The sequence below is a fragment of the Asticcacaulis sp. P2_C5 genome (assembly GCF_056404555.1).
Genome location: NZ_JBFUDU010000006.1, coordinates 55,039 through 73,321, shown reverse-complemented (window position 1 = coordinate 73,321; position 18,283 = coordinate 55,039). Strand labels below are relative to the sequence as shown.

Below are 18,283 nucleotides of genomic sequence, written 5' to 3'. Positions count from 1 at the left end.
GGATTGAGTACTGCAATATCGGCAACTGTCACGCGTTGTTAAGATATTAAGACATTTAATTCTAGAATGCGTGAAGGGAAAAGCCTTTGAGGCTGGGAGCGCGTCATGAATCTGGGTAGCGTGCTTATCCTGGACCCCAACAGGGATCAGGCGCAACGCATTTCAGGTATGCTGAGTCAGCAGAAGTGGACGTCTGTGCTGAGTTTCGATCAGCGCATGGCTGTTCGTCAACTCAAGGCCAGCCGTTTCCATCTGTTGTTGTTCGACGCCTATGTTACGGGGCTCGATTCACCGGCCATGCTGGAACAGATGCGATCACAGGCCCACGATGCGCCGCTGGCCATGATGTCCGACAATGTCCTGAAAGGCCAGTTGACCAAGTCGGCCCTGGAACTGGCGCGGGTGGCCGGCGCCGATTTCGTCGTCCCCAAGCCGTTTACGCCTGACAAGCTGAAGAGCCTGCTGGCCGACACCAACAGCTACCATCGCAAGCGCATGAAGGAACACCATATCCTGGTCATCGAGGATGATCCGGAACTTCGTCGCGATGTCTGCGCCGTTTTGAAGCAGGTCGGCTATAAGGTGTCCTATGCCGCCAATATGGAAGACGCCTTCTTCGACCACAATCTCGGCATGATCGACGTCGTTTTGACCTCGGTCCTGATTCCGGGCATCGGAGGCATTGAAGGCACAATGCAAATCCGTCACGACTGGCCGCATGTTCAGGTTATTGCCACATCCGACGGCGTCGACGACAAGATTACTGCCGTTCACGTGCTGGGCGCGGCGAAGATGGCGGGCGCCCACGCCTGCCTGCCCAAACCCTTTGTCATGCCGGAATTGCTGCGCACGGTGTCTCAGGTTATACGCGCCCACCACGAAGCTGAAGAGCCGGCCCAACCCGTGGCGGCGACAGCTTAGAAGAGCACGTGCGGGTTCATGATCCTTTTCGGATCCAGTGAAGCGCGAACCGCCTGCATGGCCGCTATGGTCACCGGGTCCTTGTAGATTCCGGCTTCATGGGTCTTCATCCGGCCCAGGCCGTGTTCGGCCGAGATCGAGCCTTCATATTCATTGACCAGATCGTGCACCACCCGGGCGCCGGCGTCACGCAGCGCGTTGAATTCAGCGGCATCCATGCCTTCGGGGGCAATCACGTTAAAATGGACATTGCCGTCGCCGGCGTGGCCAAAGGCAACGAGACGGGCACCGGGCAGGAAGGCTTGCACCGCCTTGTCGCCTTCGACTATGTACTCCGCCATGCGTGACAGCGGCACCGAAATATCGTGCTTCCATGCCGGACCTTCGGCCTTTTCCGCCGCGGAATGATCCTCACGCAGCCGCCAGAACTCCGCCGCCTGGGTTTCGTTCTGGGCGATGACGCCGTCGACGATCAGCTCTTCCTCGAATGCCGCGCCCAGCAGGCGCTCCATCGATGAAGCCGCCCCGTCCGGATCGCCGGAGGCGACCTCGATCAGGGCGTACCAGGGATATTCGGCTTCCAGCGGCTCGCGCGTGTCGGGAATGTGCTTCAACACCAGTGACAGGCCATATCGTCCCATCAGTTCGAAGGCTTCGACCTGGCCGCCGGTTTCCTGCTTGGCGCGGACCAGCAGATCGATGGCCTTCTGGGCGCTTTCGAACGCCACAATGGCGGTCGAGCGCGAATTCATGATCGGGAACAGCTTCAGCGAAGCGGCTGTGATGATACCCAGCGTGCCTTCGGCGCCGATGAACAGGTGCTTCAGATCGTAGCCGGTATTGTCCTTGCGCAGCCGTTTCAGGCCGTGAAAGATATCGCCGTTGGGCAGTACGACTTCCAGGCCGGAAACCAGTTCGCGCGTGACGCCATAGCGCAGGACCGCCGTGCCGCCGGCATTGGTGCTGATGACGCCACCGACGGTGGCCGTGCCTTCGGCCGCCAGTGACAGCGGGAAATAGCGCCCGGCGCTCTCGGCGATCTGCTGGGCCTCCAGCAAGGTCAGGCCACTTTCCAGCACCATGGTATCGTCGGTCGGAGCAACGTCGCGGACGGCCTTCATGCGCTCAAGCGAAATGAGGATTTCGCCGAACGGGATCTGGCCGCCGACCAGTCCGGTATTACCGCCCTGGGGGGTCACGGCGACGTTGTTGTCGTAGCAGATCTTCACCACGGCGGCGACCTGCGCCGTGGTCTTCGGCAGGACCAGCAGGGGGGTGTGGCCTTTCCACTTGCCGCGCCATTCGGTCAGCTTGGGCTCGACCCGGCCGGGATCCTCGCTGAATCCGGCTTCACCCACGACGGCCTTGATCCGGGCAATGATCTCGGGATCGACGGCGGGAATGGCATTGGCGGGGGCGGGCGTAGACATTGCATTAACCTTGAGTAACATCCGGGGAGTCGCCGTTGGCGCTTAAGGGAGGCGAACCGCAAGTGCAAGACACAATAACTAATACAACGGCTAAGTTTGGCTCACATCCGGTTCCGGCGGTGGGTGTGGTTTGCCTGCGCGGCGACGAAGTCCTGATGATCCGCCGTGGCCGTCCTCCGCGTCAGGGCGCGTGGTCGATCCCCGGTGGTAAGATAGACCTGGGCGAGAGCCTGCATGACGCCTGTCTGCGTGAGTTGTTTGAAGAAACGGGCGTGCGCGCGACAATAACCCGCCTGCTCGACGTCTACGAAATTATCGAAAACGATCACCACTATGTGTTGATCGACTACGCCGCGCAATGGATTGCAGGCGAGCCGGTCGCCGGCGACGACGCGGCCGAGGCGCGCTTCATGTCGCGTGAAGAGGCGCTGAAAAGCGTTACGCAGCAAGACTTGCGCGATGTCCTACATAAGGCGTTTGGTTAATTTGCGCCTTTAGGGCGAGAAGCAAACTCGCCCCTCGCGTGTTGCGATCTGTCTGCAGCATTTGAGCGACAGGTAACGATTTTTTAACGCACATCTTGCGCGAAAGTAAAAAAACAATTAATAAAAGATTAACGGCTCACATTTGCTGGGGAAAACTCCCCCACCGGTTGTGTTCCGGGTAAGGCAGGCCGGGCTCTTACAGTGCTCGCGCTGGCCCAAAGAAAAAACCGGCAAAATAGCCGGAGCGTGATGGTTGTTGGTGAGTTTTTAAAGGAGTAGCTTATGAAGAAGTTGTTGATCGCCGTTGCCGTTCTGGCCGCGGCTACAGGTGTTGGTGTAGTTGCAACGAGCGCGATGGCTCAAGTCACGCATTGCAATCCAATGATGTGCTCTTAATTCCAGCCAAAAGTTGGATAAGGAAGGCGGGTTTCTGTTGGAGACCCGCCTGTTTTTTTTCTGTATCGCCGTATGAGAAACCGTATTTAATTGAATAATAAGTAGTTTGTGCGCCTAGTGATGTCCCGAACTAAGGTGGGCAAGGCGTACACGTGGCATATGTGCTGACACTAAAGACATGCGGCCGCAATCTGGCGTGCTTGCTCGTCTGTCTGGGGATGGGTTATGCTGGCGTTGTGCATGCCCAGTCCGCGACGCAAGCCGACCTTCCAAAGCAGAACGTCGAAACGGTCTATGAATTGATCGCTTCGACGCCCTTTGTATACAAAAAGGATGAAGTAGAAGACTACGGCCGTTCCGCGCTAAGCCTGTCCGGCGACGCCAGGATCTATGCGCTGTGGCGCGTCTTCTATGCCTACAAAATCGGGCAAAACAAAGCGAAAATCGAATACTGGAGAAATATCGTCTCGGCTAGGGCCCAAGCTGAAAACGATAGTAACCTGGATCTTTTCGCCCGCTTTATGTGGCAGTCCTTCGAAAACGAAGGCAAGGGTTTCACGCTCATGACGGATCGCGAGTGGGCGACCTATCTCGAGGCGCCCGACGAGGCCGTGCAAAATATTGCCATGATTGAAAGGGAGCGGCATCTTCAGTATTTCGCACAGTGGGCCGATGCCATTGACCTCGGCCACAGCCTGATCGTCAGGCTCGAAGCCAAGGGCGCGCCAGCACGCGCAGCTCTGATAGTTGCCTATCAAAGTATGGCCTATGACCTGACGCGGGTCGGCGATTTCGATGGCTACGCGCAAAATATGTATTCTGCGGCTTTATTGTCCAAGGCTGACTCCTTCTTCCTACAGAAGATGGATATGCTGTATGATCTTGCCTATTTAGCGGCGCTGAGAAACGATATCGCCCCTGCGCAGCGTCTTCAAAAACTGTATGCCGCAAATGTTGCCCGGCACGGCATTTCGGACTTCAAGCCGATGGATACGGAACTGTGTGCCATGGTCGCGGACAAGGCCGGCGATTTTCGCAGCGTCATAAGCTGTCTGAAAAATGAACCCGCCATGCAGGGGAAAATCGCCACAGAACAGGACGCCTTCAAGCTTCGCCTGATTGTAAAAGCTTTTGCGCGGCTTGGAAACGAAGCGCAGACAAAGCGTTATCTGAATATACTCGACGCCGTCTCTTCAAATTTTTACGCGCAAGACGGCCATTTCGAAGAGTCGCTTCAGCCCTATCTGCTGGCCGGAGCTGGTCGTTATCACGAAGCCTTTGACGCTCTGGACGCTTGGTCCGAAGATTCCGCCAAAATGGCCGAAACGCGTCGGATTGCGTCCGTTCGGAATATGTATAAGGCCCTGCGCAAAGAACTGGACAGCAAGACAGAGGAAAGCCGCCTTCTCGTCAAACAAGTCCAGATGCAGCGCATGCTGCTGGGGGCGGCGGGTGTTATCGCCCTTCTGCTCATCGTTATCGTAGCCGGTGGCGCCTTCTGGGTCATGCGTATGCGTCGCTTGCACGCCAGCCTGAACGAAGCCCACGAACACGCCGAAGCCGCCAACTCAGCCAAGTCACGCTTCCTGGCGGTGATGAGCCACGAACTGCGCACGCCGCTCAATGGCGTCCTCGGTATGGCTCAGGCCCTGCGCAAGAAGGACGACCTCAATCCGACCCAATTGGAACAGGTCAATATTCTTGTCGATTCCGGCCAGACCCTGCTGGCCCTGCTCAACGACGTTCTCGACATGTCGCGCATAGAAGCTGGCAAGGTCGAACTGGCGCCCAGCCCGGCGTCTCTGAAAGACACGATCGAGCGCGTGATCAATACCTACAGTTCGCTGGTCGAGGCCAAGGGCCTGGTCCTGCGCTATGACCTGGACCCAAGTGCCGCGCCCGTCATGCTGTTCGATGTGCTGCGCGTCTATCAATGCCTGTCCAACCTGGTCTCTAACGCCGTCAAGTTTACCGAAAAAGGCACGGTCCGCATCCTGGTCTCAGCCGAAGAACGCCGCGGCGGTGGCTATGTCGTGCGCTGTGAAGTCCGCGACACCGGTATCGGCATGACGAAAGCGGTCATGGAACGCCTGTTCGAAGCCTATAGCCAGGCCGACGCCATGACGGTGCGCAAATACGGCGGCTCGGGCCTCGGGCTCAATATCAGCCGCCGCCTCGCCGAACTGATGGGCGGCGCCCTGACGGTCACCAGCCAGGAAGGCGTAGGCTCGTCCTTTGTCATGACGTTCAAGTCTGAGGCCGTGGCCGAAGAAGCGCCGCATGCCGAGGCGCCGTCACAGACGATCCTCGCCGAGGAAGACGAAAACCTGCCCGGCATGCGTATCCTGCTGGTTGATGACCATCCCGTCAACCGCAAGGTCGCCCGCCTGTTCCTCGAACCGTTCGGCTTCATTATCACCGAGGCGGCCGACGGCCAGGAAGCGCTCGATTGCGACATGTCGCGCTTCGACCTGGTGCTGATGGACCTGAACATGCCCAAGATGGGCGGGCTGGAAGCCACACGCCTGTTCCGCGCCGGCGAGGCCCCAGGCCGCCACGTGCCGATCGTTGCCCTGACGGCCGATGCCATGAAGGACCAGGTCGCAGGCTGTTATGCCGCCGGCATGGACGCCCATATCGCCAAACCGATTATCATGGATACGCTGATCGGTACCGTGACCCGGCTGCTGCACTTGCAGGACGGTGTCGAGGATGGGGCCGAGCAGGATGCCGAAGACGCGCCGCAGGCGGTCACGGCAAGTTGACGCCGGAGCAATTGCGTGTAACGCCTGCCTCAACCATATAGAAGATGTCCACCCGGACACACATAAGGGGGCTGAGACATGTCGATTGTTTTCACCATACTTGTCGTCGCGCTGATCATCGTCGGGCTGATGGTGCTGTTCAGCATCGTCAAGATCGTGCCCCAGGGCTACGAATATACCGTCGAGAATTTCGGCCGATATACCCACGTCCTGAAACCCGGCATTTCCTTCCTGACGCCGTTTGTCCAGGCGATCGGCCGTCGGGTCAATGTGATGGAACGTGTCTTCGACGTGCCTCAGCAGGAGGTCATCACCAAGGACAATGTGGCGGTCAAGGTCGACGGCATCGTCTTTACCCAGGTCATAGACGCCGCCCAGGCGGCCTATCGGGTCGATAATCTCGACAATGCCATTACCCAGCTGGCCATGACCAATCTGCGGACCGTCGTGGGCTCAATGGAGCTGGACGAAGTCCTGTCGCAGCGCGACGCCATCAATTCGCGCCTGCTCAATGTCATCGACCACGCCACCTCGCCGTGGGGCGTCAAGGTCAACCGCATCGAAATCAAGGATCTCAAGCCACCGCACGACATCACGGACTCGATGGCGCGCCAGATGAAGGCCGAGCGCGAACGTCGCGCTGTCATCATCGAGGCCGAGGGCGAAAAGCAGGCCGCCATTACCCGAGCCGAAGGCTCGAAACAGGCGGCTGTCCTCGAATCGGAAGGCCGCAAGGAAGCCGCCTTCCGTGACGCCGAAGCCCGCGAACGGTCGGCCGAGGCCGAGGCGCGCGCCACCGACATGGTATCGCAGGCCATTTCCAAGGGCGATGTCAATGCGCTCAACTATTTCGTGGCGCAGAAATATGTCGAAGCCTTCGGCCGCTTTGCCGACTCGCCCAACACCAAGACCCTGATCATGCCGGCGGACATGTCGTCACTGGCCGGCACGGTGGGTGGCGTCGCCGAGCTGATCAAGTCTGTCACTTCCTCGCCGCCGCCACCGCCGGCGCGTAAGTAGGGGAGGGCGCGATGAGCGATTTGACTCCGATCATCCTGATGCCGCCCATGGGCTTGCAGGCCTTCTGGGTGTGGCTGACCATAGGCATACTGTTGTTGGGCGTGGAGGTGCTGATTGGCACGCAGTGGCTGCTGTGGGCCGCCGCAGCTGCCGGTCTTGTGTCCGTCGTCTGCCTGACGGGCCTGCCGTTCGGCCTGGTCGCCCAGGTCATAGCCTTTGCCATACTCAGCATTGCCGGCGCCCTCCTGACCAAGCGCTTTCTCGCCGTTCATGGCCATGGACCCGATGTCAACGACGCACAGTCACGCTATCTCGGCAAACAGGCGGAAATTCTCAGCGGCTTCGCCCCGGTGGACGGTGGTGAGCGCACGGGCCGGGTATTGTTTGATGGCGTTGAATGGCCTGCCGTTCTGAACGACGGCGAGGCCTTGACCATAAAGCACAAGGATCGCGTCGTTATCGAGCGGGTGCACGAAGGCCGCTTATACGTCAAGGCCGCCGGCTAAAGCGCCCTGGTGGTCTGCAAAGCCACGTCTTTCTGCGCGTCCTCGCTCATGTACTCAAGTACACATCGCTTCGGATGCTCGAAAGCCATGCCTTTTCGACTCACCATGCCGCTTAGCCATTCTGCGTCACTTCTCTTCCCCTACGTCACTTGGCTTTGCGCGCAGTTTTGATTTGCAAATTGCGCCTATCCGGCTCCATATCGGGCAAAATGGATAAGGAAACGCCATGCCCCACGATGATCAAACCGCCTTGCGCGCCCATATCAGCGACGGCGAATGGCAAAAACGCTGCGACCTGGCCGCCCTGTATCGCCTGGCCGCCCTCTATGGCTGGGATGACTTGATCTTCACCCATATTTCGGCCCGCGTACCCGCCGCCGAATCCTTCGTCAAACAACCAGATGGAAGTTATGCGCCGGCCGAGACAGATCATTTCCTGATCAATCCCTATGGCACGTTTTTCGATGAGATGAAGGCGTCGGATCTGGTCAAGATCGATATCGACGGCAATGCCGTCGGCGATAGCAAGGCCATGATCAACCCGGCCGGCTTTACCATCCATAGCGCCGTCCACGGCGCCCTGCCAGACGCCCACTACGTCATGCATCTGCATACCGACGCCATGACGGGCGTGTCGGTGCAGCACGAAGGCCTGCTGCCTCTGACCCAGAACGCCCTGCTGTTGCGGCCGCAACTGGGCTATCACGACTACGAAGGCGTGGCGCTCGACCTGGAAGAGCGCGGCCGGATTATCCGGGATATCGGCACCAAAAAGGCGTTGATGTTGCGCAATCACGGCACCCTGACCTGGGGAACGACGGCGGCCGAGGCCTTCACCATCATGTATTTCCTGGAACAGGCCTGTCGCCAGCAGATCGCGGCCCTGAGCGCCGGGCGTGACAAGGTGATCGAAGTACCGCAGGCCATCCAGGACAAGGTCGCGCCGCTGTCGATGGGCGTCGGCTTTGTCGGCGTCCTCACCTGGCCAGGCCTGATCCGCAAGCTGAAGCGCGAAAATCCCGGCTACGATACTTAATTGGACGACGTGGATTCCGCGACTGCCGGCTCAGGTGGTGGCGTGGCCTCCAGCTTCAGATAAGCGATCAGATTACGGCGCTGATCGGCGTCCTTTATGCCCTGAAAGCTCATCTTGGTGCCCTTGACCACGGCCTGGGGCGCTTCGAGATAGGTGTCGAGCGTTGCGAAATCCCAGGTGACATTGTGCGCCGTCATGGCGTCGGTGAAGCTGTAACCGGCCACAGTGCCGGACTTGCGACCGAAGACGCCGTACAGGTGCGGACCTGTCAGGTCCTGTTTTTCCGCTGTAATCGTATGGCAGGCGCGGCATTTGGCGAACTGTTTCTCGCCATCGGCCAGGTCGGCCGCGTTGTATGGTGCCGGGAAGGTCGCCAGCAGGGCCGCCTTTTCTTCCGCACTGTATTCGACCGGCTGGGCCAGTTGCACCACCGCGCCGTCGTCATTGTCCGCCTTGCGTTCGCAACCGGCCAGGGCCAGGACCGCCGCGCCGATAATCAGGAACCGTTTCATATAATCACCCCATGATGTCGCCGAAGTTTTAAGCGACTCTTATGGTTTTGGCGACAGCGAAATCGGCTGTTCGACGCACTGTTCCATCAGGAAGGTGTAGCAGGCGCCGTCCTCGTCGTCCTTGAAGCCGGGGCGATTGACCAGGGCGATCAGCGTAGGTGGATGGCCGGGATGCAGCGCCAGGGCCGTGGTAACGCTTTGGTCGAGCGGCACCTGATCCCATGCAACCGCGTCGCCATCCCGCCGCGACACCCAGACCTGACGACCACAGTCCAACCGGGTGCAGAAATCGAATTCTTCCAGTTCGGCCGGCGTTCCGTCGGCATAATCGCAGCTGAGATAAAACCCGTCATAGCTCCAGTCGTCGATGCCGTCGCCGTTCAGGTCGGGCATGCGATTGGCCATGCCTTCGGGTGACAGGCTGCCCTTGAGGTCGGCACAGGTCGCAATCTGCGCCGCTATCAAGGTCTGCAACGGCGCCGGCGCGCTATCGACGGCCGGACTGTCGCCCGGATCCAGCGCCTGAGGCGCCGCGCCGGCGTGAATTGAATTCTCGTTGAGGAACCTCAGACTGGCCCGCAAGGCAGGTTTTCCCAGCCCATCATCGCGCCACTCGAAGCCCCACGGGCAGGCGACTACACCCGCCTGGCCGCACACGTAGCCATGGAAATCGACCTCCATCCAGCCATGATCGGTGCCGGGAATATGGCGGAAATGGCGATCGCGGATCTGGTTATGGAATATCTTGACGTAGCGACCATCGGCGCCGGGTGACCAGATTTCGATCAGGCAACCACCCGTGCCGCACCAGGCGGCCGGATATTCGGTCTTTTCGGTGTCGATCAGGTAGTCTGGCAGAGGCCCGGGCGTCAGGTTGATCCGTTTCAGCAGGCCTGTCTTCTGCCAGCGTTGAATCGTGGCGTCGTCGACTTTCGGTGGCGGCGGACCGCTGTCGTCGGGATTTTCTGCGTCATAGGGCAGCCAGCCATCGACGACCAGGGCCTGGACGGCGTCGATGACCTCCCGCGGCGGCGCAGGGGATTTGGCCTGTGCGGCACTGGCCATTAAACACGCCGTCAGTATCGCCAGATAGAACCGTTTCATGCCCATTTGTCCCTCGAAGATCGCCATTTTGCGCCGTTTTCGGGACGTCGCCAAGCGGTTCCCGGGTTACAAATGATGACAGGTTGCCGCATGCCGTGGCCTTCGTGGACAGGACGTTTTAAGAAAGGCCATGCCGTCTCTCCAAGCCCGCTTTACCCTGACCTACAGCCTGATCGTCCTGGCCGTGACGGCGGCCTTGGCCGCATGGATCTGGTACCTGATTGGGCCGTTGGCTGCCGGCTGGTCGTGGCGCAACGGGATGTTGATGGTCACGAAAAATACGGTCAAGATGGTCCTGCTGACGCCCCTGATGCTCGCCGTCTTCGCCACGCAGGTATGGGAATTGGTGGGACGCAAGCCTGTCTTGATCCTGACCGCATCGGGTCTGCATGATCGCCGCCTGACGCGCGGTCCGCTGTTGTGGAGCCAGATCGAGCGTATCATCGTCTATCGCAAGGGCTGGCAATATGTGGCGCAGATCGAGCCCAAAGCCCTGACGACCGAGAGTCATGACATGGGCCTGGGGCCTATGCCGGTCTATGCCTTCAACCGACTGTGCGCGCGCTTTCTAAAACGGTCGGAATTGATCGTCGGCCTGGGCGGTATGACCGCCTCGAGCGCGGACCTGCTGGCCTTCCTCCGCCAGTATTTCAAAGGCGAGCTACAGCAATAGCGGCGTTTCGAATGCCAGCAACTGCTGTTTCAACGCCAGGCCACCACCGAAACCGACCATGGCGCCGTTTTTTCCGATCACCCGGTGACACGGAATGATCAGCGGGATCGGATTGCGGTTGTTGGCCTGTCCGACGGCCTGCGCAGCCCTGGGGTCACCGACACGGCGCGCCAGTTCCTGATAAGAGATGGTGTGGCCGAAGGGTATGCCACGCAGCGCCTCCCATACCCTTAACTGAAACGGCGTGCCCGTCGGCCGCAAGACCAGATCGAAGGTTTCCAGCCTGCGGGCAAAGAAGGCATCGATCTGGCGCTGAACCTGCGCCAGCCGCGCAGTGTCGCGCCGCGCCCGGCTTTCCAGCGCTTCGATATCGACATGAAAATTGAAGTCCGTCACCGCGCCGTCGTCATCGACAATGGCTGCAAAGGTGTCGAAGGGGGTGTCGATTGTTGAATAGTAGTGCGCCATGTCAGGTTCCTGATTTGACGGGAACATAATGTGAACTGAACGGCCATGCAAATCACAAGGCGCAGGGTTAATTCGTATCGCACCACGAATAAACTTGACCCCGGCGTCGTTAACCTGTAATCCGGCACCATCGATTTACACTTGTCTGCTGATTTGTTTCGCGTTCGATAAGAACGCACCTTGCAAACCTTCCCATTCAAATTTGAAGCGAGAGGCATCCGGGCATTCCGTCCGGCTGCGTATACAATACTGTTATTTGAAAGGGTTTATCATGAGCCAAGGTACAGTGAAGTGGTTTAACGCGACCAAGGGTTTCGGCTTTATCGAGCCTACCGATGGCGGCCAGGACGTTTTCGTTCATATCAGCGCTGTTGAGCGCGCGGGCTTCTCCAGCCTGAACGAAGGCCAAAAGGTCAGCTACGAACTGGCGCGCGACGCCAAGTCCGGCAAGATGTCGGCTGAAAAGCTCGAAAACGCCTGATTTATCAACGCTTTTAGCGCTGAGATCATGAAGGTCGGTCCGCAAGGGCCGGCCTTTTTCGGTTTTAGATCTGGGCTTTCGCTTATAGCCACCGCTTTCGTTTGAACCAGACGTAAGGCACGACCGCAAACAGGCCCATCACCACCATTGCGAAAACATAGCCGTACTTCCAATGCAGCTCCGGCATGTTGGCGAAGTTCATGCCGAAATAACCGACAACCAGCGACGGTGGCAGAAAGATCAGGGCGACAACCGAGAAGATTTTGGCGATCAGGTTCTGTTCGACATTGATCATCCCCAGGCTGGTCTCGAGCTGGAAATTGATCTGGTTATTGAGAAAGTCTGTTTGCTCCGACAGTGACCGGCAGTCCTTGATCAGACGTTCGGCGTCCTTCTGGACGCTTGTGCTGCCGTGGTCATGGTCTTCCTTGAAATAGGTCAACATGCGGGTCAGGCTGTGGACGCTTTCATTGATTTTCGAATTGAGATCGGCGAGATAGCCCAGTTCTTTCAGCACCCCGCGCATCAGGATCGACGGGTCGCCATGGCGGCTGTCAAAGGCACTATCGCTGAAGATTCGGCGCGACAGGGCGTCCAGTCCCTTGATGACATCATTGTGGCGTGTGGCGACGCGCACGATCACCTCTTCCAGCAGGCCCTCCAGCAGGTCGGCGCTGGTCGGGAAGCGCTTTGGATTAAGCAGAAGATTTTCGGAAAAGCTGAGGAACGAGGTCGGGTCGATGCGACGAATCGTAATCAGGAACTCCGGCGTCAGGATGAAGGTGACCGGACTGGTCCTTGGAGCGCCCTTGTCGACGTCGCACAGCATGGCCGCCGTCATGTAGGAAATGCCGTCGCGCGTATACATCCGGTTCAGGGCGTGATTGCGCCAGATCTCGTCCTGACGGGGCAGGGCGATATTGAGGTTCTGGGGCAGGTTGCGCTCTTCCTCCTCGGTCGGATTGATCAAATCGATCCACACCGGTTCATCGGGTACATTGTGAGTGGGGTCGAGCTGCATTTCGGCAACGCGACCGTTACCGCTCGCCGGCAAATGGAAAACCGTAATCATGAGCTCACTCCCGGACTTTTCAGGCAACCTAGCAGCAAGCCGTTGAGCGATCTTTAACCGTATCGGGACGAACGCTTTCGATCAGGGTTTTTTGCCCCACCGCCAGCGCCAGCCGCCTTCGGTCTTCGCCATGCAGATGACACACAGGACGACGGTGGCAATAAGCACAACCACACCCGCCAGCGGGAAAAAGATGGCGGGCTTAGGGATAATCAACGGCAGGATGAGCGCCGTTCCGCAGCAGGTCACGACATAGGCGGCGAGCACGGCCCAACCTTGCCACGCAATCGGCAGTCCGGAACCATAACCATACGGCTTCGGCGCAAACCATGGCTTTGAAGGATTTTGGCGCATTTACGTCCCCTTAGCTCCATTCCATTATCGTCACCTGTTGTCACGACAATACGTGGAGAGATGCCTGCCCGACGTCCGATCGTGAAGGCTCTGTACATAATTATTTCGCGTCTGACGCGATAAATTTTGCGTGATTTCGCGTGTTGGCCTTGCAAGCACGCTGAAAAATCTGAGGTAAGTGTTATGGGGTTGCGGCGGCGACTCAATCAGAATTTGTATCGGGGAGCACAAGTATGGGCGCAAGCCTAGTCCAACTATCCGCCGCGCCGCCGCGGTCATCCTGGTATGTCCACGCCATGGAGGATCTTGTCGGGGTGGTACAGGGCCTGTCTCAGGCGCGTGATATCGATGCGATTGCCGCGATTGTCCGCGATGCGGCGCGGCGCCTGACCGGAGCGGACGGCGCCAGCTTCGTCCTGCGCGACGGTGATAAATGCTACTATGCCGACGAGAACGCCATCGCTCCACTGTGGAAAGGTATGCGCTTTCCACTCGAAAGCTGCGTCAGCGGCTGGGTCATGATGCATGCCGAAGCGGTGACGATCGAAGACATCTATGCCGATCCGCGCGTTCCGGTCGACGCCTATCGCCCGACCTTCGTCAAAAGCCTGGCCATGGTGCCAATTCGCCGTGAAAGACCTATCGGTGCCATCGGCAACTACTGGGCGACCAACCGCCGGCCGACCGCTGAAGAGATGGCGGTTTTGCAGGCCCTGGCCGATACGACCTCGGTGGCTTTGGAAAATGCCGGCCTGTACGACTCGCTGCGCGAAAAAGTGCGCACGCTGGAAGCCCAGCAGGAGCGCATCGCCGCCCAGCATGAATCGCTGGAGGTGTTCGCCCGTGCATTGGCTCACGATCTGAAGGAGCCGGTGCGTACTGTGCGCGCTTTTTCCGAATTGATCGCCATCGGCGAGGATCCGCCCGAAACTCAGGCCGCCTATTTCGACCTTATTCTCCGCGCTGCCGAGCGAATGGATATGCTGGTCGATACCGTGTTCCAATACACTCAGCTCGACGATCCGGCCCGCGTGGTCATGCGGCCGGTCGACATGGCCCAGATCGTCCGGGCAGCCACAGACAATCTGGCGCAACTGATTCGTGAACGCCACGCCGAGGTCACCACGGGCCCGCTGCCGGTGATCGAGGCGCACGCCGCTCATATGATGCAGCTTGTTCAGAATTTGATCGCCAATGCCATCCGCCACGGCCCGCCGGGCGTGAAGGTGCGCGTCGAAGCCCAGGATATCGGCGACAGCTGGCGGTTCAGCGTTCTCGACAATGGTCCCGGTCTGGACGCTCGCGACGCCGAACGCATATTCCAACCCTTCAAACGCCTCAACCTCAGCGAAGAAGGCGCCGGTCTGGGCCTGGCCATCTGCCGCAAGGTCATGGCGCTGCACAACGGCCGTATCTGGTGCGAGCCGTCTTCGGAAGGCGGGCGCTTTTTGTTCAACATGGCCAAGGCAGGCGCCGCGGCCCAACCGACGGCGGGTGCCGGTGATAACGATAAGGCCTACATGACGACGTCCGGATTCCGCCTTGCCAATGTTCTGCTGGTCGACGACCGCGAAGCCGATGTTGAATTGACACGTGTGCTGTTGCAGGTCCGTGATCGGCTGCGCTTTAACCTGCATATCGCCCACGGTGGCCGCGAGGCGCTGGACATGCTCCGCCGTACGGCGGAGCGCGGGGACGCGATCGATCTGTTGCTGCTCGATATCAACATGCCGGGCATGAGCGGGTTTGAAATGCTCGAGGAGTTGCGGCAGGACAGCGGCCTTCGCGACACGACGGTGGTCATGTGCAGCGGTTCGACCTATCACGACGACCTGAGCCGCGCCCAGGCCCTGGGGGCGGCGGGCTATATGGTCAAGCCGCCGTCGCTGGAGCAGCTGAAGCCGATGCTGGCGACCATGCCCGACCTGTATCTGCAGCAGGACGGCGCAGACAACAGGTTGGTGCGGGCGGCGTAACAGGCTGGTCTGTCTTGGGCGCTACTAATTAACCTAGCTCATGGTTTAGGTTAGTGCTATATTCAGTTGTGCCTACAGTTCTGACAATACGAAATATTCGAGTGGCGATCTATACGAACGACCATCCGCCGCCCCATGTCCATGCTCTTAAAGGTAATGAAGGTGAAGCGCGCTTCAAGCTGAACTGCCCGGACGGACCGGTTGAGCTCTGGGATCATGAAGGATTTAAATTGACCGAGTTAAATGAGGTGGGTGAAGCCGTCGCCGAAAATATTGATGCCATATGTGCCAAATGGAGCGAAATTCATGGCTGAATTCAAAACTGTCACGCTGGGCGATTTTGCGAAAAAAAGGCGAAACAACGCGTTATTTCGAGCTGAGAGCGCAAAGTATGATGCACGTTCGAAGCGCATACTTATTCAACTAACGAATGGCGTTGTAAGTGCGTTTCCAATAACGGCCATCAAGGGACTTGAGCATGCTACACCCGCGACCTTGAGGAAAATTGAGGTGCAGGGGCTGGGGTTTGGTCTTCATTTACCTTTACTTGACGCGGATATCTCAGTTTCGCGACTATTCGCTGATCTGCTCGGGTCGCCTGTCATGGCCAAGGCTGAGCGTCGATTAATCGCGAGCCGAAATAACGGCCAAAAAGGCGGGCGTCCGAAGAATGTGGTTCGTGCACCGGTGTAAAACCTGAACCACCATTTTCCGGATGGCACGCGCGGCCGCTGTTGACGGCAAACTTATCGCCGTAGCGCAAAACAGCACGACATTCTCACGCGCCGGAGCCTAGTGGTGACTGCACCTCATAAGGAGTTGCCGCGATGAACCTGCCACCCGATGATGTCAAATACAGGGGGGCTGAACTGCGGGCGTGTAGTGTCATATGTTTCCTGAGCCTGGGTTTGGCGGGGTGCGGTGAGACGGCCCGCCTGCCGTTGTCCGCCGGCACGGGCCATAACCCGGAACTGCCCGCGCCGGTCAGACGCGCCATTCCGACCACCAAGATCGCTCCGGCGATCGGCTGGGCCGAAGGTCAGACTCCGACTGCCGTGCAGGGACTCTCGGTCCGGGCCTTTGCCAAGGGGCTGGATCATCCGCGCTGGCTGTATGTCCTGCCTAATGGCGATGTCCTGGTCGCCGAGACCAATGCACCGCCCAAGCCCGATGACGGCAAGGGCATTCGTGGCTGGGTGATGAAGCAGGTCATGGGCAAGGCCGGCGCTACGGTCCCCTCCGCCAACCGCATCACCCTGTTGCGCGACAGCGACGGCGACGGCGTCGCCGATGTGCAGACGGTATTTCTGAGCGGCCTGAACTCGCCCTTCGGCATGGCCCTGGTCGGCCAGACCTTCTACATCGCCAATAGCGACGCCGTGGTGAAGGTGCCCTACGCGGATGGCGCGACAGCCATCACAGCCACACCGCAAAAGGTCACGGACCTGCCGGCGGGGACGATCAACCATCACTGGACCAAGAATATCCTGGCCAGCCCGGACGGCACCAAACTGTACGCCACGGTCGGGTCCAACAGCAATGTCGGTGAAAACGGAATGGCGGCGGAAGAGAACCGGGCCGACATCCTGGAAATCGATCTGGCAACCGGCGCCAAGCGCGTCTTTGCTTCGGGCCTGCGCAATCCCAACGGCATGGCGTGGCAACCAAAGAGCGGCGCCCTGTGGACCGTCGTCAATGAGCGCGACGAATTGGGCAGCGATCTGGTGCCGGACTATATGACCTCGGTCAAGGACGGCGCCTTCTACGGCTGGCCCTACAGCTATTATGGCCAGCATGTCGACACCCGTCCCAAGCCGCAACGGCCCGACCTGGTGGCCAGGGCGATTGCCCCCGACTACGCGCTGGGGCCGCATACGGCGTCGCTGGGCCTGACCTTTTACACGACGGGCGCCTTACCGGACCGCTACAACGGTGGCGCTTTTGTCGGTCGCCACGGCTCGTGGAACCGCAATCCGCTTAGCGGTTATGACGTTGTGTTTGTGCCGTTCAGTGGCGGCATGCCGGCTGGGCCGCCCGAGACGGTCCTGAATGGTTTCGTCAATGACGACGGCAAGGCGCGGGGTCGGCCTGTCGGCGTGACGATCGACAAGGCAGGTGGCCTGCTGGTCGCCGACGACGTCGGCAATGTGGTGTGGCGTGTGACAAAAGGCGGGTAGGCGGCTGGACAGGTGCGCCTTCAGTTGGTAATGCGGGCGTGCAGTGGCGCTGCCGCCGTCTTGGACGGTGGAAACATCTACGCTCCTCAGGTTTCGGGGTCCGAAACTGTTTACAGGAGCATGCCCCATGTCTTCTCTTACGTCCTCCGATACCTCTTCCGAAAATCGCGCCGGCTATGACCGATGGGCGAAGCTATATGACGGCTATGTCAACTCGACGGTCGCCGTCGATGACCTGTATTTCCCACCCGCCTATGCGCCTGTACGCGATATGGATGTGCTGGAAATCGGCTGCGGCACGGGGCGCCATACTGTGCGACTGGCCGGGCAGGGCAATCGTGTCACGGCGCTCGACCTGTCGCCCGGCATGCTGGCCGTGGCGCGAGAGAAACTGGCAGGGTTTGATGATGTGAGTCTGGTTGAGGCGGATTTTCTCACGGCCGATGTGGGCGTGTTTGACGCCGTGGTGACGGCACTAGTTCTGGAACATATAGCGGATTTGCCGACGTTTTTTGCGCACGTTGCGGGCTGCCTGCGTGCAGGCGGGCGATTTTATATGTCGGAGATCCATCCCGATCGCATTGCCGCGGGCACCCAGGCTAATTTCGTGGCGGCCGATGGCGAGCACGTGCGGCTGGCAAGCTTCGCCCACAGCGAAGTCGATATCCAGGCGGCGGCCCACGCTGCTGGGTTGAAGCTAGTGTTTCAGCACGATGTGATCGGTGGTGAAGACCTGGTGGCGCTGAATGCCGACTGGACGCGGCATCTGGGGCGGGCGATGATCCGGATGTGGGTATTTGAGCTGTGAGTTGTAAAAGATTCGGCCACGGATAAGGCACGGATGCCGCTATGCGGCGACACGGATCGACGGTGGATGACATCCTTATCAGGTGAGATTGGGCTGCGG

General features: G+C 59.3%; 19 protein-coding genes. 13 read left to right on the top strand and 6 right to left on the bottom strand.

Annotated elements, in window-relative coordinates; genetic code table 11:
- Positions 1 to 105: 105 nt before the first annotated feature.
- A complete protein-coding gene (locus AC1DXO_RS11935) occupies positions 106 to 921 on the top strand; it encodes a response regulator (protein ID WP_476978372.1) in 816 nt (271 codons plus the stop codon).
- On the opposite strand, the gene AC1DXO_RS11930 is transcribed toward AC1DXO_RS11935, so the two are convergent.
- A complete protein-coding gene (locus AC1DXO_RS11930) occupies positions 918 to 2,351 on the bottom strand; it encodes an FAD-binding oxidoreductase (protein WP_476978371.1) in 1,434 nt (477 codons plus the stop codon). The genes AC1DXO_RS11935 and AC1DXO_RS11930 overlap by 4 nt on opposite strands.
- A gap of 74 nt (positions 2,352 to 2,425) precedes the next feature.
- Here AC1DXO_RS11930 and AC1DXO_RS11925 point away from each other — a divergent pair, with 74 nt between their 5' ends.
- The 5 genes from AC1DXO_RS11925 to AC1DXO_RS11905 all read left to right on the top strand — a co-directional run bounded on the left by AC1DXO_RS11925 (position 2,426) and on the right by AC1DXO_RS11905 (position 8,559).
- Positions 2,426 to 2,836, top strand: a complete 411-nt coding sequence (locus AC1DXO_RS11925) for an NUDIX hydrolase (RefSeq protein WP_476978644.1) — start codon at positions 2,426 to 2,428, stop codon at positions 2,834 to 2,836.
- Between the two features lie 632 nt (positions 2,837 to 3,468).
- Positions 3,469 to 5,997, top strand: coding sequence for an ATP-binding protein (locus tag AC1DXO_RS11920; protein WP_476978370.1), 2,529 nt, complete (start codon positions 3,469 to 3,471; stop codon positions 5,995 to 5,997).
- 78 nt (positions 5,998 to 6,075) lie between these two features.
- The gene (locus AC1DXO_RS11915) at positions 6,076 to 7,017 is read left to right on the top strand and encodes an SPFH domain-containing protein (protein ID WP_476978369.1); all 942 of its coding nucleotides are present in this window, start codon (positions 6,076 to 6,078) and stop codon (positions 7,015 to 7,017) included.
- Positions 7,018 to 7,028: 11 nt separating this feature from the next.
- Positions 7,029 to 7,523: an NfeD family protein gene (locus tag AC1DXO_RS11910; protein WP_476978368.1), complete on the top strand. Its 495-nt coding sequence runs from the start codon at positions 7,029 to 7,031 to the stop codon at positions 7,521 to 7,523.
- A 226-nt stretch (positions 7,524 to 7,749) separates the two neighbouring features.
- Positions 7,750 to 8,559, top strand: coding sequence for a class II aldolase/adducin family protein (locus AC1DXO_RS11905; protein WP_476978367.1), 810 nt, complete (start codon positions 7,750 to 7,752; stop codon positions 8,557 to 8,559).
- Here AC1DXO_RS11905 and AC1DXO_RS11900 read toward each other — a convergent pair.
- Entirely contained in the window at positions 8,556 to 9,071 is a 516-nt protein-coding gene (locus AC1DXO_RS11900) for a c-type cytochrome (RefSeq protein WP_476978366.1), read from the bottom strand. The two genes, AC1DXO_RS11905 and AC1DXO_RS11900, sit on opposite strands and share 4 nt — an antisense overlap.
- A 39-nt stretch (positions 9,072 to 9,110) precedes the next feature.
- Positions 9,111 to 10,175, bottom strand: a complete 1,065-nt coding sequence (locus AC1DXO_RS11895) for a hypothetical protein (RefSeq protein WP_476978365.1) — start codon at positions 10,173 to 10,175, stop codon at positions 9,111 to 9,113.
- A gap of 130 nt (positions 10,176 to 10,305) precedes the next feature.
- Between AC1DXO_RS11895 and AC1DXO_RS11890 the strand changes: the two genes are divergently transcribed.
- Positions 10,306 to 10,848 carry a hypothetical protein gene (locus AC1DXO_RS11890; RefSeq protein ID WP_476978364.1) on the top strand — a complete coding sequence of 181 codons (543 nt, stop codon included), beginning with the start codon at positions 10,306 to 10,308 and terminating at the stop codon, positions 10,846 to 10,848.
- Here the strand turns inward: AC1DXO_RS11890 and AC1DXO_RS11885 are convergent.
- On the bottom strand, positions 10,837 to 11,316 hold the full coding sequence (locus AC1DXO_RS11885) for a methylated-DNA--[protein]-cysteine S-methyltransferase (protein ID WP_476978363.1): 480 nt from the start codon (positions 11,314 to 11,316) through the stop codon (positions 10,837 to 10,839). The two genes, AC1DXO_RS11890 and AC1DXO_RS11885, sit on opposite strands and share 12 nt — an antisense overlap.
- A gap of 271 nt (positions 11,317 to 11,587) precedes the next feature.
- Here AC1DXO_RS11885 and AC1DXO_RS11880 point away from each other — a divergent pair, with 271 nt between their 5' ends.
- Positions 11,588 to 11,797 (top strand): cold-shock protein, encoded by a 210-nt coding sequence (locus AC1DXO_RS11880; RefSeq protein WP_476978362.1) that lies wholly within the window; start codon positions 11,588 to 11,590, stop codon positions 11,795 to 11,797.
- An 82-nt stretch (positions 11,798 to 11,879) separates the two neighbouring features.
- Here AC1DXO_RS11880 and AC1DXO_RS11875 read toward each other — a convergent pair whose 3' ends face one another.
- The gene (locus AC1DXO_RS11875; protein WP_476978361.1) at positions 11,880 to 12,869 is read right to left on the bottom strand and encodes a magnesium transporter CorA family protein; all 990 of its coding nucleotides are present in this window, start codon (positions 12,867 to 12,869) and stop codon (positions 11,880 to 11,882) included.
- An 81-nt stretch (positions 12,870 to 12,950) separates the two neighbouring features.
- A complete protein-coding gene (locus tag AC1DXO_RS11870) occupies positions 12,951 to 13,223 on the bottom strand; it encodes a hypothetical protein (protein ID WP_476978360.1) in 273 nt (90 codons plus the stop codon).
- Positions 13,224 to 13,456: 233 nt separating this feature from the next.
- Between AC1DXO_RS11870 and AC1DXO_RS11865 the strand changes: the two genes are divergently transcribed.
- The 5 genes from AC1DXO_RS11865 (at position 13,457) to AC1DXO_RS11845 (ending at position 18,184) form a co-directional block, all read left to right on the top strand.
- Complete coding sequence (locus AC1DXO_RS11865) at positions 13,457 to 15,199, top strand: ATP-binding protein (protein ID WP_476978359.1); 1,743 nt, start codon at positions 13,457 to 13,459, stop codon at positions 15,197 to 15,199.
- A gap of 101 nt (positions 15,200 to 15,300) precedes the next feature.
- Positions 15,301 to 15,513 carry a DUF4160 domain-containing protein gene (locus AC1DXO_RS11860; RefSeq protein WP_476978358.1) on the top strand — a complete coding sequence of 71 codons (213 nt, stop codon included), beginning with the start codon at positions 15,301 to 15,303 and terminating at the stop codon, positions 15,511 to 15,513.
- On the top strand, positions 15,506 to 15,892 hold the full coding sequence (locus AC1DXO_RS11855) for a DUF2442 domain-containing protein (protein WP_476978357.1): 387 nt from the start codon (positions 15,506 to 15,508) through the stop codon (positions 15,890 to 15,892). Before AC1DXO_RS11860 ends, AC1DXO_RS11855 begins: the two co-directional genes overlap by 8 nt.
- A gap of 134 nt (positions 15,893 to 16,026) precedes the next feature.
- Positions 16,027 to 17,376 carry a PQQ-dependent sugar dehydrogenase gene (locus AC1DXO_RS11850; RefSeq protein ID WP_476978356.1) on the top strand — a complete coding sequence of 450 codons (1,350 nt, stop codon included), beginning with the start codon at positions 16,027 to 16,029 and terminating at the stop codon, positions 17,374 to 17,376.
- A 127-nt stretch (positions 17,377 to 17,503) separates the two neighbouring features.
- A complete protein-coding gene (locus AC1DXO_RS11845) occupies positions 17,504 to 18,184 on the top strand; it encodes a class I SAM-dependent DNA methyltransferase (RefSeq protein WP_476978355.1) in 681 nt (226 codons plus the stop codon).
- Positions 18,185 to 18,283: the final 99 nt, after the last annotated feature.

Bases quoted from the DNA above. Each gene is read 5' to 3' on its own strand.
- AC1DXO_RS11845 (WP_476978355.1), top strand. From the start codon at position 17,504: ATGTCTTCTCTTACGTCCTCCGATACCTCTTCCGAAAATCGCGCCGGC.
- AC1DXO_RS11905 (WP_476978367.1), top strand. From the start codon at position 7,750: ATGCCCCACGATGATCAAACCGCCTTGCGCGCCCATATCAGCGACGGC.
- AC1DXO_RS11875 (WP_476978361.1), bottom strand. From the start codon at position 12,869: ATGATTACGGTTTTCCATTTGCCGGCGAGCGGTAACGGTCGCGTTGCC.
- AC1DXO_RS11865 (WP_476978359.1), top strand. From the start codon at position 13,457: ATGGGCGCAAGCCTAGTCCAACTATCCGCCGCGCCGCCGCGGTCATCC.
- AC1DXO_RS11890 (WP_476978364.1), top strand. From the start codon at position 10,306: ATGCCGTCTCTCCAAGCCCGCTTTACCCTGACCTACAGCCTGATCGTC.
- AC1DXO_RS11935 (WP_476978372.1), top strand. From the start codon at position 106: ATGAATCTGGGTAGCGTGCTTATCCTGGACCCCAACAGGGATCAGGCG.
- AC1DXO_RS11900 (WP_476978366.1), bottom strand. From the start codon at position 9,071: ATGAAACGGTTCCTGATTATCGGCGCGGCGGTCCTGGCCCTGGCCGGT.
- AC1DXO_RS11885 (WP_476978363.1), bottom strand. From the start codon at position 11,316: ATGGCGCACTACTATTCAACAATCGACACCCCCTTCGACACCTTTGCA.
- AC1DXO_RS11930 (WP_476978371.1), bottom strand. From the start codon at position 2,351: ATGTCTACGCCCGCCCCCGCCAATGCCATTCCCGCCGTCGATCCCGAG.
- AC1DXO_RS11895 (WP_476978365.1), bottom strand. From the start codon at position 10,175: ATGAAACGGTTCTATCTGGCGATACTGACGGCGTGTTTAATGGCCAGT.
- AC1DXO_RS11855 (WP_476978357.1), top strand. From the start codon at position 15,506: ATGGCTGAATTCAAAACTGTCACGCTGGGCGATTTTGCGAAAAAAAGG.
- AC1DXO_RS11915 (WP_476978369.1), top strand. From the start codon at position 6,076: ATGTCGATTGTTTTCACCATACTTGTCGTCGCGCTGATCATCGTCGGG.
- AC1DXO_RS11870 (WP_476978360.1), bottom strand. From the start codon at position 13,223: ATGCGCCAAAATCCTTCAAAGCCATGGTTTGCGCCGAAGCCGTATGGT.
- AC1DXO_RS11910 (WP_476978368.1), top strand. From the start codon at position 7,029: ATGAGCGATTTGACTCCGATCATCCTGATGCCGCCCATGGGCTTGCAG.
- AC1DXO_RS11880 (WP_476978362.1), top strand. From the start codon at position 11,588: ATGAGCCAAGGTACAGTGAAGTGGTTTAACGCGACCAAGGGTTTCGGC.
- AC1DXO_RS11850 (WP_476978356.1), top strand. From the start codon at position 16,027: ATGAACCTGCCACCCGATGATGTCAAATACAGGGGGGCTGAACTGCGG.